We start from the raw sequence: 14,447 nt of genomic DNA, 5'->3' as shown, positions 1-14,447 counted from the left end.
TTATGTCAGTAATTTGTGTATTGGATGGCTTCACCCTTAACCCCGGCGATCTGGATTGGTCGCCCCTGGCTGATATTGGCCCCTTTGAGGTCCATGACAGGACACCGAACGCGCTTATTCTGAGCCGCGCCGCCGGTGCCCGGTTTGTGCTGACCAATAAAACCGTGCTCGATGCTGCCACGCTCGAGGCATTACCCGCGCTGGAATATATAGGGGTGCTGGCAACGGGTACCAATGTGGTGGACGTAGCGGCCGCTAAACGTCTTGGGATAGCGGTCACCAATGTGCCCGGTTATGGTCCGGACGCGGTAGCACAAATGGGCTTTGCCCATGTGCTGCATCACATGTCCCGGGTCAGTGCCCACCATGATGCGGTTATCCAGGGGCAATGGAGCGGCCAGGCCGACTTTTGTTTTACTCTGGGGCAGCTGGAGTCATTGTCCGGCAAGACCCTGGGTCTGGTGGGCTTTGGTGACATAGCACGGCAAATGGCGCGAATTGGTATGGCCTTTGGTATGAAGTTACTGGTGCATAGTCGCAGTAAACCCCTGGATTTACCTGAGGGAGCGCAGTTTGTTGCGCTGGACACCCTATTTGCCGAATCTGATGTGTTATCGCTCCATTGCCCGCTGACCGACGACACCCGGGACATGGTCAATCGCAAAAGCCTGGCAATGATGAAACAGGGTGCCCTGCTTATCAATACCGCCCGTGGCGGCCTGGTGGATGAAGCGGCACTGGCGGAAGCGCTCAACGCCGGGCGCGTCAGGGCTGGGGTCGATGTGCTCTCTACCGAGCCGCCGTCGCCACATAACCCGCTGCTCCATGCCGCCAATATCAGCATCACTCCCCATAATGCCTGGGCTACCGTTAAGGCGAGGCAGAAGCTGCTGGATATTGCGATTGAAAACCTCAGGGCATTCAGCCGTGGCGAAAACCTAAACCGGGTCGATTGACCCGGTTTTTTATGTCTGCTGAGGCTGTTACTGCAGGGACGCTTCGAAGGTTAAAAAGATTTCGCTCACCGTCTTGTCGGCAAGGCGAGTGTCTTTCATGGCTTCTTCGTACTCGGCGTGCAGCAAAAAGCGACCCGCCTTGGCGGGAGTAAACTGCACCAGACCATCTTTGTCGCTGACCAGGCTCATTTCTTCAATCTGATTGCGATAGCGGGTGCCATCGGCGACCACATTCACCTTCACACCTTGCGCCGGCTTTCCGTTAAACAGCAACTTGAGGCTCAAAGGCTCGCCTTCCACAAAGTCAGCCGGGTGGGTAACAGGGACCAACTCCAGATACTCGCCCTTGGGAGTAAAGGCCTTGTCCGAGGGCTTATTGAGGGTGACATAAGACTCAACCCGGGAAAAATACAGCGCACCTTCGAGCTCCACCGCATCCTTTGGCATGGCGGCGCGGGTAGCAGCCTTGTCGAGGTTGCTTCTGACCGGCTTGTCCTGCCCCTTGATTTTGTAACGGGAGAAATAACGCGGCTTGGCCTCTTTCTCAAGACGGTAGGTGCCTTCATCCGTTAACTGATAATCGAACACGCTGCGCCGACTGCCCCGGTAGCTGGAACTCGGCCTATCGGTGTTACCCTCGGGGGTGATGATAAGCACATCGTCGGCGCCGAAGGGTTTATCGACCTCAAATACCTGATTGCTGGCGCTGACGTCGGCACTTATCCATACCCCTTTGCCGTCTTCGGCAGACACGTTGAAGTGAGTAGGCAGTATCCAGCGGTCATGGGCCTGGGTAAGGGGCAGAAACAGCAGTGCTGTCAGTGGAATAAGACGTTTCATAGGGCTCCTTGGCTTAGCGGGAATAGTGAATTTGGCTCTCGCCGGTTTCGCTGGTGGCGGGCAGCTTAACGTTGAAATCATTGCCGGGCAGGCTGAAGGGGTGGCGGATAAGCTCACGGCCACCATGTTCCCTGACGACCTCAATAAAGAGCTGATAATCACCCTCGGCCAGCGGTTTCCCCTCATCGTTGGACAGATCCCAGTCGAGGTGATACTTGCCTGCGGGGCGGGTGGCCGACGAGACTCCATCGACCATGGCGGGATTATCCCGACCGGCCTTGCGCCACCAACGGCGAATATCTTTAAACCATTTGTGGCCATCGTGTTGTACCCACAGCGCCAGGGTCTTTACCGATTCACCGCGGCTGTTCTCAACCCACACGGCGGTATAGGGCCTGTGGTATTGGCCCGTGGTGATTTCTTTAAGGCTCAGCTCGAGCTGCATCTGGGCGAAGGAGTTGGTGCTGATGCCGCACAGGGCACTCACCAATAGCAGGGATTTCAGTTTCATCAGGCTTTCATCCGGGAATCGATAACCAATAGATGGCCACACAGGCGGCGGTAACACCGCCCATATAGCCAAGGGAACGTTTGAGTCTGCGGCTCTGGGGTAGCAGCAAAAAGGCACCGGTCAGGGAAAACAGCAGCATCAGTATGGCGCTGGCGTCGATCACCAGGCTCCAGATGCCGCCGCTGTTGCGGCCCTTGTGTAAATCGTTAAGCACGGCCACCAGGCCATAGTCCAGGCTCTCCACCTGCACTTCGGCCATTTCTGTGTCCAGCAGTATGGTGCGGTAACGACCGGGCCCCTTTTGAACAAGCACCAGCTCATCGACACTCACCTCAATCTGTTGGCGCTGGCCCTGCCACTGGCTCGCCATCCAATGGGCGGCGGCCTCCTGCCAATCTTGGTCATCGGCGGCAATGGGCAGGAGGAAGTCGGGCAACGCCAAGGACTCGGTATGGCTGCTGGCGTTGGATGCACCAAACCAGTCAGGGTGATTGAGGGTGATGCCGGTAAAGGCAAAAAACAGCATCAGCAGCAAGAGTGCCATCGACACATACACATGGAGCGTTCTGGCGATGGAAAGCGCCTTTTTGGAGGGGCGCAGTGATACAGACATAGGGAAACCGTGACTCCCGACAGGGAGGTGCTCAACAACAATGGCTTAAATCTAATTGAGAGTAATTCTCACCAAAAGACTATTTACAATGTTTACAACGGCAGTGTTGCGGGAGCCTTTACCCTCAAGTCGAATGCTCCGATTAACCCGGGCAGTGAGGGAAGATGTGCACAAATGGAGGGATTTACAGACCGGTTGTTAGGCAAAACGCGGCAAGGGAAATAGGCCACGCCCGGAAGCTCAGATTTTCCGTGACGTGGCGATGGAGCCAGTTAAAGCGCTGCTCTGTTCAGCTCACTGGTCAGTTAAAGTGCACCTTGATACAGGCGGCACTGGCCAGCGCGGTTTTCAGGGCTTCATCTATGTTGGCACCCCGGGCAAGGGCGACCCCGAGTCGGCGCCTGCCATGGATTTCCGGCTTGGCGAAGATGCGCACCTGGGTATTGGGCAGCGCCAATGCATCGGCAAGGCCCGAGTAACCAATATTGCTGGATTCCCCTTCAACCAAAACCACTGCCGAGGCGCTGGGGCCATGCTGGACTATAGTCCCCACCGGCAGCCCCAGAATGGCGCGTACATGCAGGGCAAACTCAGACAGGTCCTGGCTGATGAGGGTCACCATGCCGGTATCGTGTGGGCGTGGTGACACCTCGGAGAAATACACGGCATCCCCTTTGATAAAGAGCTCAACCCCAAAGAGGCCGTAGCCGCCGAGGTTTTGCACCACTTCCCTGGCGATATGCTGTGCCCGCTCCAGCGCAAGGCTGCTCATGGCCTGGGGCTGCCATGATTCGCGGTAGTCGCCATCTTCCTGGCGATGGCCTATGGGGGCACAGAAATGAATGCCGTCCACCGCCGAGATGGTCAGCAGGGTAATTTCGTAATCAAAGTCGATAAAGCCTTCGACAATAATGCGCCCCTCACCGGCGCGGCCACCGCTTTGGGCATAATCCCAGGCTTTTTGAACGTCACTTAGGCTTCGGATAACGCTTTGTCCCTTACCGGAAGAGCTCATCACGGGTTTCACCACGCAGGGAATACCTGTGACCTCGAGGGCGGCCTGCAGCTCGGCCAGGCTGTCGCAAAACACATAGGGCGAGGTTGGCAGCGCTAATGTTTCGGCGGCGAGGCGGCGTATGCCTTCTCTGTCCATGGTCAGGCGGGTGGCTCGGGCTGTGGGTACAACCCTGAGCCCGTCGGCTTCCAGCTCGACCAGCGTTTGGGTGGCGATGGCTTCAATTTCCGGGATCACCAAGTGGGGCTTTTCACTGGCAATGAGTGCCTTGAGCGCCTCACCATCGAGCATATTGATGACATGGCTGCGATGTGCCACCTGCATCGCAGGAGCGTTGGGATAACGGTCAACCGCAATGACTTCAACGCCGAGACGCTGAAGTTCAATGGCCACTTCTTTGCCAAGCTCGCCTGAGCCAAGCAGCATGGCGCGGGTAGCGCCCTGGGTGTAGGGGGTGCCTATCATGGCTGTTATTCCTCGTTCTTGTTTAATGTCAAAAATCATAACCCGGAATTTGCCTCCATCAGGCAATAAAGTTGGAAAATTGTGGGCAAAATCAACAGAGGAGTTGCAAAACTCTCAAGCGGCCTCACGGTTATTTTTTTCAAAACTACGCTACTATTTGTTAACAAATTTTGTGAAGCAGGTTAAACGGAGGTATCTGTGTTTCTCGATTACTTTGCATTGGTAGTCTTAATTTTTGTGGTGGTAGTGATGTTTTACGGCATCATCGCCATCCACGACATCCCATACGAAATTGCCAAAAAGCGTAATCATCCCCAACAGGATGCGCTGCATATTGCCGGCTGGGTGAGTCTTTTTACCCTGCACGTGCTTTGGCCCTTTTTGTGGATTTGGGCCACCCTCTACCGTGAAGACCGGGGCTGGGGCTTTGGTACCGTGGTCAAGCGTGAGCTTGAACTGGAAGAAAAGGTCAAGGAGCTCAGTGCCGACCTGAAGGCGCTGGAGAGTCGGCTGCAGTTGCTGGAGTCAGGCGGCGCACAAAGCGCTGAAGTTCAATCCCGGGATGAGGAGAAATAATCATGGATTTACTGCTTATCCTGACCTACACCGCCATCTGTGTGGTGATATTCAAAGTCTTCAAAATCCCCCTCAACAAATGGACTGTGCCCACGGCAGTATTGGGCGGCATTGTACTTTTGGGCACCTTGTTGCTGCTGATGAATTACAACCATCCATACAGCCGCTTTGCCCGCGAGTATTTTGTTACCGTACCCATTAATCCTTTGGTCACCGGCAAGGTGGTGGAAGTGGCCGTGATGCCCAACGTGCCAATTCGGGAAGGTGAGGTGCTGTTTCGGCTGGATCCCAGACCCTTTGAGTCGGCACTTATCCAGAAACAGGCGGCACTGAAAGCGGCGGAGCAGGAAGTGCCTCAGCTTGAGGCCGCGTGGGAAACCGCCAAGGCCAGCGTGGAGCGCGCCCAGGCCGACAGAGACAGAAGTAAATCTGAGTATGAACGCTATGAGGCGGGGCGTCGCAAGGGCGGTGCCAACTCGCCTTTTACCGCCCTCGAACTGGATAACAAGCGCCAGCTATACTTTGCTGCCGAGGCGCAGCTCACTGCCGCCAAGGCCGAGGAAATGCGGGTTCGCTATGCCTATGAGTCCAACATCGACGGGGTGAATACCAAGGTCGCTGCGGCCAGGGCCGAGCTTGCCAAAGCTGAGTTCGACCTTGAGCAATCTGTGGTCCGTGCACCCACCGATGGCATTGTCACTCACATGGCGCTGCGCCCCGGTATGGTGGTGGTGCCCATGCCACTCAGGCCTGTGATGAGTTTTATCCCCAACGAGCAGCGTTATTTTGTGGGCGCGTTTTGGCAAAACTCCATGTTGAGACTCAAGGCCGGTGACGAGGCCGAAGTGATACTGGATGCGGCCCCGGGCCAGGTATTTAAAGGCCGGGTTGCCAAGGTTCTGCCCGCCATGGCCGAGGGCGAAGTACAGGCCAATGGTCAGCTGCAATCCTCCGCCAGAATGTTCCAGCGGGGCAGGGTATTGGTGATGATTGAGTTTGAACGCTCTGACGAGATACAGGCCTTCCCGGCCGGGGTGGCGGGGCAGGTGGCCATCTACACAGACCACTTCTCTCATGTTGCTGTGATGCGAAAAGTACTGCTTAGGATGCAGGGCTGGCTCAACTACCTCTTCGGCGAAGGGCACTAGAGCAAGCCGCTGTCCAGATTCAGCAAATCCATGCATAATCCAGAGGCCCACCCCAGGGGCCTCTTTTGTTAGCCGGAAGACAAGATGCAGGATATCAAGGATTTAACAGCAGTACTCAGATCAAATACTCCCATAGTGGTGATTGAAACCTACGAAGAATATCGGGTTATCGAGTTGCTGAAACGGGTCGCCATGACCCTGTATCAGCCCCTGTTTACCTGGTCGGTCACCTCGGGCTTATCCCGGGTCGATAAAGACATGGGTACCCAAAAATTCAATACCGATCCCGCTGAGCTGCTCGGGCAAATCAAATCCACTCAACAACAGGGCATCTATGTGCTCTGTGATTTTCATCCCTTTGTGCAGGATGCGCCGCGCAACGTCCGGCTACTGAAAGAAATCGCACTCGAATACGATGCACTGAAACACACCCTGGTACTGGTCAGTCATGCCTTTGAGATCCCGCCGGAAATCCGCCGCTACTGTGCCCATTTCCGCCTGTCTTTACCCAGTCGCAACCAGCTTGAAAATCTCATAGTGGATGAAATCGACAAGGTGCGCCGTCAGGGCTTGCCGCTGGTGGCCGATGAGTCTGCCATTGCCCGACTGGCCGATAACCTGCGTGGTGTGACCTTTGATGACGCCCGCCGCCTTATTCATAAGGCCATAGTGGATGATGGCGCCATCACCCATGATGATGTGGAGCGGGTCAATCAGGCCAAGTTCCGCCTCATGGACATGGATGGGGTGCTGAGGTACGAGTACGACACCAGCAGTTTTTCCGACATTGCCGGCCTGCATAATCTCAAAGAGTGGCTCAAGGCCCGCGCCCCCGAATTCTCGCCCCAAAGCAGTGCGCCGCCCCCCAAAGGCATCATGCTGCTGGGTGTGCAGGGCAGTGGCAAGAGCCTGGCCGCCAAGGCCGTGGCCGGTGCCTGGCAGCGACCACTGCTGCGCCTCGATATGGCGGCGCTCTATAACAAATACATAGGGGAAACCGAGAAAAATCTGCGTCAGGCGCTGGAGTTGGCCGACCTGATGGCGCCCTGCGTGCTTTGGGTGGACGAAATTGAAAAGGGTATCAGCGGCAGCAGCAGTGACGAAGGCACCTCACAGCGGATTCTTGGCACCCTGTTGACCTGGATGGCAGAGCGTAAATCCGATGTGTTTTTGGTGGCCACCGCCAATGATATTCAGGCACTGCCCCCCGAGCTGATGCGAAAGGGACGCATGGATGAAATTTTCTTTGTCGACTTACCCGACGAGGAAATCCGTAAAGCCATCTTCCTTATTCACTGTAAAAAGCGGGGCGTCGATGTAACCAGCATGGATTTGGGACTCTTGTCCCGAGCCAGTCAGGGGTTCAGTGGCGCCGAAATTGAGCAGTCAGTGATTTCAGCTATCTACTCAGCGGCGAGTCGACGCCAGCCGGTGGATCAGGCCATTATCCTGGAAGAGCTGTCCCGCACCCGCCCTCTGTCTGTGGTGATGCGGGAGAAAATCGATAGCCTCAGGGCCTGGGCAAAGGGCCGCACAGTGAATGCCCATCTGGATTAGCCTGCCGGACCACCAGAGGTTGAGCATGTGAACAGTGCATGTGAAAAAGCCACCCATTGGGTGGCTTTTTACACAGCGGCACTTATGGCAGCGAGCCTTGCCGTATGCGCGCAGGTACTGTCAGTGGGCGTTACTTTGGCGTGGGCGGAAAGGCGGCCAGTATCTTGGCTACGGTTTTTTGGGTGGCCTCGGCTTTGTCTTCACCGCCATCGCTGAATTCAAAGTTGTCGCTGCCACGCCACAACAGGCGATCGCCGCTGGCCGTCAATATATCAATTTGAATCTGTTGATATTGTTTCTCACCCCCAAGGGGCAAACCAACGCTGGTACCTACACTGACGCCCCCCGAATGCCCCCAGGAGCCGGTGCCAAGTCCAATGGACAAACCCGAGCTCGGTGGCTTGGTGCCGGTTTGAAACACCCATGTCACTCTGAAATCCGGGGTATCGCTCTGGCTCATGCCTTTGGCCATCAGGGTTTGGGTCACCGCCATGGCGATATGCTCTGAACTCAGGGGGTCATTGGTTTGTTCCGGGGGTTGCAGGGCAAAGTGTTTCATTGCCGCAAAATTGGTGTTGGGGTCGTAATCGGTTTTCGGGCCGCTCTGGCATGCCGCAAGCGATAACAGGGCGAGTGTCAGGGTAAGGGTTCTCAACATGGTTATTCTCCCGTTTTTTATCTACTCTGCGCCTTGGCGATGGTCATGGCAAGCCTGCAGGCTGTAGATTATTTCGCCTTTTTCAGGGTTTGATGTTATACCTAGCGGACAGCGTTCAGTGTCTCGAATCCATGGAACAGTTAGTCTTTTTCGAAATTCCCAGCCCCTGTATCAACGTGTGTCAGAGTGACAACCGTGGCTATTGCCTGGGCTGTTTTCGCAGTCGTGACGAACGCTTCCACTGGCAAAATTTGAGTGATGCCCAAAAGACTGAAGTGATTCGCCTTTGTCGTGACCGCAAGCGCCGCCGTGCCTATGCCCTGCACAAGGCCAGGCTGGAGGCCCTGAATGCCGAGCGCGCCTCTGCCAATGGGCGTCTGGCGCTGGAAGATGAGCAGGCAAACGATAACAATGATACCGAACTGGATCTTGGCCATTTCAGTCTGGACTGAATATCAGCCGCGCTGAACTGTATCGCTAAAATAACCCTTCAGGATGACTAACTGCGTGCTCGCATATGCAGGGTAAAGCGGGTTTTCCCCGGTTCACTCTCTAGGCTTACTTTACCTTTATGGCGCTGCATAATGCGCTTGATGATGGCCAGTCCCAACCCGTGTCCCTTGTTGCCGTTCTGGCTGCTGCTCACCCGATAAAAGGGCTCAAAAATCTTGCCCTGATCCGCAAGCGGGATCCCTTCACCATCGTCCTCTACCGACAGGTGCCATTCATTGTCGACCCGTACCAGCTCGATGCCAATGCGGGTGTGGGCAAACCGGATGGCATTGGTGATGAGATTCTGCAGGGCGCGCTCGATAAGGGAGGGGTCCGCCGGTACCTGGACATCCTTTTCAGGCAAATGCAGCTCGATGGGCACCTGACTTAAACTTTGCAGTCGCTGCGCCACCTGGCGGGTGAGGGCGCTGAGGTTGCTGGTTTCAAACTTCAGCCCTTCCTTGGGGGCTTCCAGGCTGGCATAGGTCAAAAGCTCTGAGAGCAGCTGTTCCATCTCCTTGATATCCAACTGCATATCCGCAAGAAATTGGGTGAGCTTCTCGTCGTCATTGTCTTTACCGCAATATCCCGGCAGCAGCGCCAGGGCAAACTTGAGTCGGGCCAGCGGGGTGCGAATTTCGTGGGATACGGCATTGGTGAGGTGCTGCTGGTTTTCAATCAGGGCGCTGATATGGCGCGCCATCTCATTGAAGGTATCGGCCAGGCTTTTTACCTGAGAGCGCTTCGACAGGGCGATACGGGTATCCCATTTTGCCCGGCCAAAGGCTTCGGTGGCTTCCCGCAGTATGCGGATATCCCGCGACAGTGGCCACACCCACAGCAGGGCGACACCGGCCAGCAGTCCATAGAAAAACAGCGTAAAGAGCCCGCGCAGGTTTTCTCTGGGATCAATCTCCATGGGGCCTGCCATCAGCACCTGTTCACCCACCCGAACCAGACGCATTTCCTTATCGTCATCGAGGGCAATGGTAAACACTCGGCCGCTGCTCAGGGATTCGTTGTTGGAGAGGGCCACCTGACTGGCACTCAGCAGTGACAGGGGCAGTGTCTTGTCTTCTTCGAATTTGGCGAGGTGTCGTGCCCGCTCGGCTTCGGGCATTTCAGACAGCAGGCTGGCCAGTGCCAGAAAGGGCGCGTCTTCTGCGGCGGAGTCGTCCACATTGTGGTACCAGAGGCTATCCAGGGTCCAGCCAATGCCCAGAATGGATAGACTCAGCAGCAGATAAAGGCTGACGAAGAGGCGTTTCACGGGTTAACTTGCCCAGGCCTCGGGTGCAAACAGATACCCCTGACCCCAGACGGTCTTAATTCGGAACGGGGTTTCCAGGTTGTCGTCGAGTTTTTTACGCAGACGCGAGATGCGCACATCGATTTTACGGTCCTTGCCATCGAAATCGATATTGAGCAGGTACTGATAAATATACTGGCGACTCAGTACCTGACCGGCCTGAGAGGCAAGCAACCACAGCAGTTCGAATTCATGACTGGTCAGGTCCACCTGCTGGTCGTTCAGGCGTATGGTTTGGGTGTGGGGATCTATGCTGAGCTTGCCAAAATTTAGACAATGGCTTTCCTGCTTTGGCGGCGCGCTGTGGCGGCGTAACAGGTTGTTGATTCGGGCAACCAGCAGCGCCGGATCGACCGGTTTAACCACATAGTCGTCTGCGCCAAGCTCCAGCCCCTTAATTTGATCTTCATTGGAGCCCAGTGCGCTCATCAGCAGGATAGGGCCGGCAAAGTAGTCGGGCAGCTTTTCAATCAGTGTCAGGCCGTCCATGCCGGGCAACATGATGTCCAGCAGAATGATATCGGGTTTGTAGTTGAGCAGGCGGGTCAGTACTGTATCGCCGCGGCGCTCCAGCTCCACATGCATACCGTTGGCTTTCAGGTAATCCACGATAAGGTTTGCCAGACGCACATCGTCTTCAACCAGCAATACTCTGTGTGGTACTTGAGTCGTCATCAGAAAATACTCCACGGGTTACGAAAGCGGCGCCGGGTCTGTGGCTCACTCAGGGGTTTGACCTTGAGCACCGCATCGGCCAGCGGTTGGTTACTCTTCACATCCCGCATCACGAAATGCAGGTCCTTATCGGTACTGATATCCAGGGTCAGTGAGTCCTGGGAATCATCGCGTATACACCAACGGGGCAAGTCGGGTAAATCTACCTCAATACATACGGGGTTTTCGGCATACCAGGTTAGGGTTACCCGAATATCACAGCGGCCGTTTTCCTTGTCACTGAGGCAAAGACTGGGGGTCACCTCGAAAGAATTGGACGTGTCATCGGCCTTGGCCGCAGGGAGTCCCAGCAGGCTTATCAAAGGCAGCAGCAACAGTCGACGACAGGTCTTCAACGGCATCAGAACCTATAGGCAGCGCCAATGAGGTAGGCGTAGCTGTCGTCTTCGTCCAATAGAGGGCTTTGCGTTATGGTATCGGCGAGTTGGGTGTAGCGAGCCGTCATCAGGAGTTCCCATGCAGGTGTTAGGCTGTAGCGGGCAGTGAGCTCAAGCCCACGATTCCAGCCGTTTTCTGTGCGGTAATGCTCATGCCAGTATGCACTTTCCGATGGGCGTACGCCATAGTAATAGTTAACGACTTCCTGACTTTTCCAGTCAAAGAACACCGCAAAATCAACACTTAAGTCTTTATGACCCCAATGGTAGTTCCACTTGATTTGACCTTCTGTGCCCTGGTGCACATTCAGCAGGTCATGGAGCAGCGCCAGCCTTAAGGTGCCAAAACGGTTGTAGATATAGGTCTCAATACCGCCGAGGTAGGTAAAGTTGCGGGACTCGAGTTCGCCTATGGTGTCCAGGGTTGCAAAACTGGTGATGCCGTTCAGCTCAGACTCTCTGAACCCACGGGAGGTACCGGCCAGGAATATGTTGGATGGATCCCAGCGATAGAAAAATGCCCTGTCACTGGAAAAGCCGGTGATCAGATTGACGGTAAAGCGCTCTTGTTCCGTCAGGGTGTAGCCTATGGCGCCATTATCAAAAAACCAGTTGTCGCCATAATAGGCGATGGTGGGCAGCACATAGATGGGGATGTCTTCGTAATCCTTGAGCGGATTGGTTCTTTGGCCATAGCCAAAGGCGATGCCCAGATCCCAGCTGTTTTTTTCAATGCAGTCCGTGGTGTCGTCACACTGAGCCATCACCATGCCGGGTGACAGGAGTATGACGCTGAGTAAAAAACCAAAAAAGGATGACTTCATTTTGGTGGCGATCTGGGTTGTCCGTTAACAAAGGTTGCAACAGATTAGCATGTAAATGTCGGTGCAGCAGTGGCCAAACTTTGACTGTTGCAATTTGATACTTGTACTTTGCAAAACACAAAGCGTTGTAAGTTCTTGCGGCGCTAGTGACATTGCCGGCAAAGGGCGGCCAGTTGCCGTTGCTGAGGCGTGGGTGGGTGCCCCAGAGGCAGGGCAAGGCCCACGGTACGTTTAAGATCTATGTCTGCCAGCGGCCGGAATACTATGTCCTGCTGGTCCAGCAGTGCCGGAATGGCTGGTACCAGGGCAATGCCCAATCCCGCAGCCACCAATCCCACCGCATATTCTATGGTCTGAATACGGGCCCGTACCTGCATCTTTATTCCTTCCATATCCAAAAGTTGCTGCAAGCTGGTGAGTGCCTCACAGGGCGCCCTGTGAATAAAGGGCTGCCCCTGCAAATCTTCGAGCCGGATGCTGCTTTTCAGCGCCAGACTCAGTGCCGGGGGGATTGCCAGCAAATAGGTGTCGTGCCACATGGCCTGAAAGCTTTCATTGGGGGTCAAGTCGGCGGTGGTGATGATGCGGCCATCGCACTCTTCACTGGGTTCCACCAGGGTCAGGTCCATGTCCGGGCAGGCGGCGGTAAAGTCTTTGAGGAGCATACTCATTCGGGCCACGCCGAGGGAGCGGATGAGCCCCAGTCTGAACGGCACCTGGGTTTCAGGCTTGGAAAACAGCGACTGGATGGCTTTGGATTCGTTCAGGAGCCGCTTGGCGAGGGGGTACAAGCGCATGCCCGCCTCTGTGGCTGAAACGCCCTTACCGTGGCGGGCAAAGAGCTGCACCCCGAGCTCAGACTCCAGCGCGGCAATGGCCGCCGAAATCGAGGGTTGTGCTATGTAGCAGTGCTTGGCCGCGGCGCTGATACTGCCTCTCTCCAAGACTGCGACGAAGTAATTCAATGCCTTAAGGTTCATCTTTCCCTGCGCGTAAGATATAGATAAATACTATGGGTGTAAAAGAAAAAGAATATTTTTCCTAATGATTGATTATGCCTATGCTAGTGCAAATCACAAGTGGCATTCTGGTCTCTGGTATTGGCCATACAAGCCGCCTGCAAACCCGTTCAAACAATAAGACTCAATAAAGGACTACCCTATGGCCCGCGTGCAATTTGACTGGCAAGACCCGCTGAACTTCAACTCCCTGCTGACCGAAGAAGAGCGGATGATCCGCGACATGGTGCACGAATACGCCCAGGACAAATTGATGGCGCGGGTGCTGATGGCAAACCGTGAAGAACACTTCGACCGCGAAATCATGAACGAGCTGGGCGAGCTGGGTCTGCTTGGCGCGACGCTTCCTGAAGAATACGGCTGCGCCAATGCCAACTACGTGAGCTACGGGCTGGTGGCCCGTGAAATCGAGCGGGTCGACAGCGGTTATCGTTCGGCCATGAGCGTGCAGTCATCCCTGGTGATGCATCCCATCTACACCTATGGCACCGAAGCACAGCGGCGCAAGTACCTGCCCAAGCTCGCCAGCGGCGAGTGGGTGGGCTGCTTTGGTCTGACTGAGCCGGATGTGGGCTCAGATCCCGCCGGCATGAAGACTCGCGCCGAGCGTATCGACGGCGGTTATCGCATTACCGGTGCCAAGATGTGGATCACCAATTCACCCATTGCCGATGTGTTTGTGGTGTGGGCCAAGCTCGATGGTGCCATTCGCGGCTTCGTGCTCGAAAAGGGCATGAAGGGCCTGTCGGCGCCCAAGATTGAAGGTAAGTTCTCCCTGCGCGCCTCCATCACAGGTGAAATCGTGATGGACAACGTGGAAGTGGGTGAAGATGCGCTGCTGCCCAATGTTGAAGGCCTCAAGGGACCATTCGGCTGCCTGAACAAGGCACGTTACGGCATAGCCTGGGGCGCACTTGGCGCCGCCGAATTCTGCTGGCATGCGGCCCGTCAGTATGGTCTGGACCGTATTCAGTTCAACCGACCGCTGGCGGCCAATCAGCTGTATCAGAAGAAACTGGCCGATATGCAAACCGAAATCACCACGGGTCTCTTTGCCTGCCTGCAGGCTGGTCGCCTGATGGATGCCGATGCCCTGCCGGTAGAGGCTATCTCGCTGATTAAACGCAACTCCTGTGGCAAGGCGCTGGACATTGCCCGCATCGCGCGCGATATGCACGGCGGCAATGGCATCAGCGATGAATTCCATGTTATCCGCCATGTGATGAACCTCGAAGCGGTGAACACCTACGAGGGTACCCACGACATCCATGCCCTGATCCTGGGACGCGCCCAGACCGATCTGCAGGCATTTTGCTGATGGGAAAACGGGGGCCGGGTGCCTCCGTTTTTGT

The 14,447-nt window shown here is 55.6% G+C and carries 16 protein-coding genes; 6 read left to right on the top strand and 10 right to left on the bottom strand.

Annotated elements, in window-relative coordinates:
* Positions 1-2 precede the first annotated feature (2 nt).
* Positions 3-956, top strand: coding sequence for a D-2-hydroxyacid dehydrogenase (locus K0H79_RS14640; RefSeq protein ID WP_220076295.1), 954 nt, complete (start codon positions 3-5; stop codon positions 954-956).
* A gap of 27 nt (positions 957-983) precedes the next feature.
* Here the strand turns inward: K0H79_RS14640 and K0H79_RS14635 are convergent, their stop codons facing one another.
* The 4 genes from K0H79_RS14635 to purT form a co-directional block, all read right to left on the bottom strand.
* Positions 984-1,796 carry a DUF4198 domain-containing protein gene (locus K0H79_RS14635; RefSeq protein WP_220076294.1) on the bottom strand — a complete coding sequence of 271 codons (813 nt, stop codon included), beginning with the start codon at positions 1,794-1,796 and terminating at the stop codon, positions 984-986.
* A gap of 13 nt (positions 1,797-1,809) precedes the next feature.
* On the bottom strand, positions 1,810-2,307 hold the full coding sequence (locus K0H79_RS14630) for a DUF2271 domain-containing protein (protein ID WP_220076293.1): 498 nt from the start codon (positions 2,305-2,307) through the stop codon (positions 1,810-1,812).
* A 7-nt stretch (positions 2,308-2,314) separates the two neighbouring features.
* The gene (locus K0H79_RS14625) at positions 2,315-2,920 is read right to left on the bottom strand and encodes a PepSY-associated TM helix domain-containing protein (protein ID WP_220076292.1); all 606 of its coding nucleotides are present in this window, start codon (positions 2,918-2,920) and stop codon (positions 2,315-2,317) included.
* A 301-nt stretch (positions 2,921-3,221) separates the two neighbouring features.
* On the bottom strand, positions 3,222-4,400 hold the full coding sequence (gene purT, locus K0H79_RS14620; RefSeq protein WP_220076291.1) for a formate-dependent phosphoribosylglycinamide formyltransferase: 1,179 nt from the start codon (positions 4,398-4,400) through the stop codon (positions 3,222-3,224).
* A 198-nt stretch (positions 4,401-4,598) separates the two neighbouring features.
* Between purT and K0H79_RS14615 the strand changes: the two genes are divergently transcribed.
* From K0H79_RS14615 to K0H79_RS14605, 3 genes are all read left to right on the top strand, one after another.
* Entirely contained in the window at positions 4,599-4,976 is a 378-nt protein-coding gene (locus K0H79_RS14615; RefSeq protein ID WP_220065450.1) for a DUF3302 domain-containing protein, read from the top strand.
* A gap of 2 nt (positions 4,977-4,978) precedes the next feature.
* Positions 4,979-6,124: an HlyD family secretion protein gene (locus tag K0H79_RS14610; RefSeq protein WP_220065449.1), complete on the top strand. Its 1,146-nt coding sequence runs from the start codon at positions 4,979-4,981 to the stop codon at positions 6,122-6,124.
* 84 nt (positions 6,125-6,208) lie between these two features.
* Positions 6,209-7,681: an AAA family ATPase gene (locus K0H79_RS14605; RefSeq protein WP_220076290.1), complete on the top strand. Its 1,473-nt coding sequence runs from the start codon at positions 6,209-6,211 to the stop codon at positions 7,679-7,681.
* Between the two features lie 130 nt (positions 7,682-7,811).
* On the opposite strand, the gene K0H79_RS14600 is transcribed toward K0H79_RS14605, so the two are convergent.
* Positions 7,812-8,339: a DUF4136 domain-containing protein gene (locus K0H79_RS14600; RefSeq protein ID WP_220076289.1), complete on the bottom strand. Its 528-nt coding sequence runs from the start codon at positions 8,337-8,339 to the stop codon at positions 7,812-7,814.
* Between the two features lie 131 nt (positions 8,340-8,470).
* Here K0H79_RS14600 and K0H79_RS14595 point away from each other — a divergent pair, with 131 nt between their 5' ends.
* Positions 8,471-8,791, top strand: coding sequence for a DUF1289 domain-containing protein (locus K0H79_RS14595; RefSeq protein WP_220076288.1), 321 nt, complete (start codon positions 8,471-8,473; stop codon positions 8,789-8,791).
* A 47-nt stretch (positions 8,792-8,838) separates the two neighbouring features.
* Here K0H79_RS14595 and K0H79_RS14590 read toward each other — a convergent pair whose 3' ends face one another.
* The 5 genes from K0H79_RS14590 to K0H79_RS14570 all read right to left on the bottom strand — a co-directional run bounded on the left by K0H79_RS14590 (position 8,839) and on the right by K0H79_RS14570 (position 13,056).
* Entirely contained in the window at positions 8,839-10,101 is a 1,263-nt protein-coding gene (locus tag K0H79_RS14590) for a cell wall metabolism sensor histidine kinase WalK (RefSeq protein WP_220076287.1), read from the bottom strand.
* Positions 10,102-10,104: 3 nt separating this feature from the next.
* Complete coding sequence (locus K0H79_RS14585; RefSeq protein ID WP_011760908.1) at positions 10,105-10,815, bottom strand: winged helix-turn-helix domain-containing protein; 711 nt, start codon at positions 10,813-10,815, stop codon at positions 10,105-10,107.
* Positions 10,815-11,216, bottom strand: coding sequence for a DUF3019 domain-containing protein (locus K0H79_RS14580; RefSeq protein ID WP_220076286.1), 402 nt, complete (start codon positions 11,214-11,216; stop codon positions 10,815-10,817). The genes K0H79_RS14585 and K0H79_RS14580 overlap by 1 nt, the downstream gene beginning before the upstream one ends.
* Positions 11,216-12,076 carry a MipA/OmpV family protein gene (locus K0H79_RS14575; protein WP_220065443.1) on the bottom strand — a complete coding sequence of 287 codons (861 nt, stop codon included), beginning with the start codon at positions 12,074-12,076 and terminating at the stop codon, positions 11,216-11,218. The genes K0H79_RS14580 and K0H79_RS14575 overlap by 1 nt, the downstream gene beginning before the upstream one ends.
* A 143-nt stretch (positions 12,077-12,219) precedes the next feature.
* Entirely contained in the window at positions 12,220-13,056 is an 837-nt protein-coding gene (locus K0H79_RS14570) for a LysR family transcriptional regulator (RefSeq protein ID WP_220065442.1), read from the bottom strand.
* A 181-nt stretch (positions 13,057-13,237) separates the two neighbouring features.
* On the opposite strand from K0H79_RS14570, the gene K0H79_RS14565 reads away from it, so the two are divergent.
* Entirely contained in the window at positions 13,238-14,413 is a 1,176-nt protein-coding gene (locus K0H79_RS14565) for an acyl-CoA dehydrogenase (protein WP_220076285.1), read from the top strand.
* The last annotated feature ends 34 nt before the right edge of the window (positions 14,414-14,447 follow it).

The organism is Shewanella sp. FJAT-52076 (genome assembly GCF_019457455.1).
Taxonomy (GTDB): domain Bacteria; phylum Pseudomonadota; class Gammaproteobacteria; order Enterobacterales; family Shewanellaceae; genus Shewanella; species Shewanella zhangzhouensis.
This window is presented reverse-complemented; position numbering and strand designations above follow the sequence as displayed.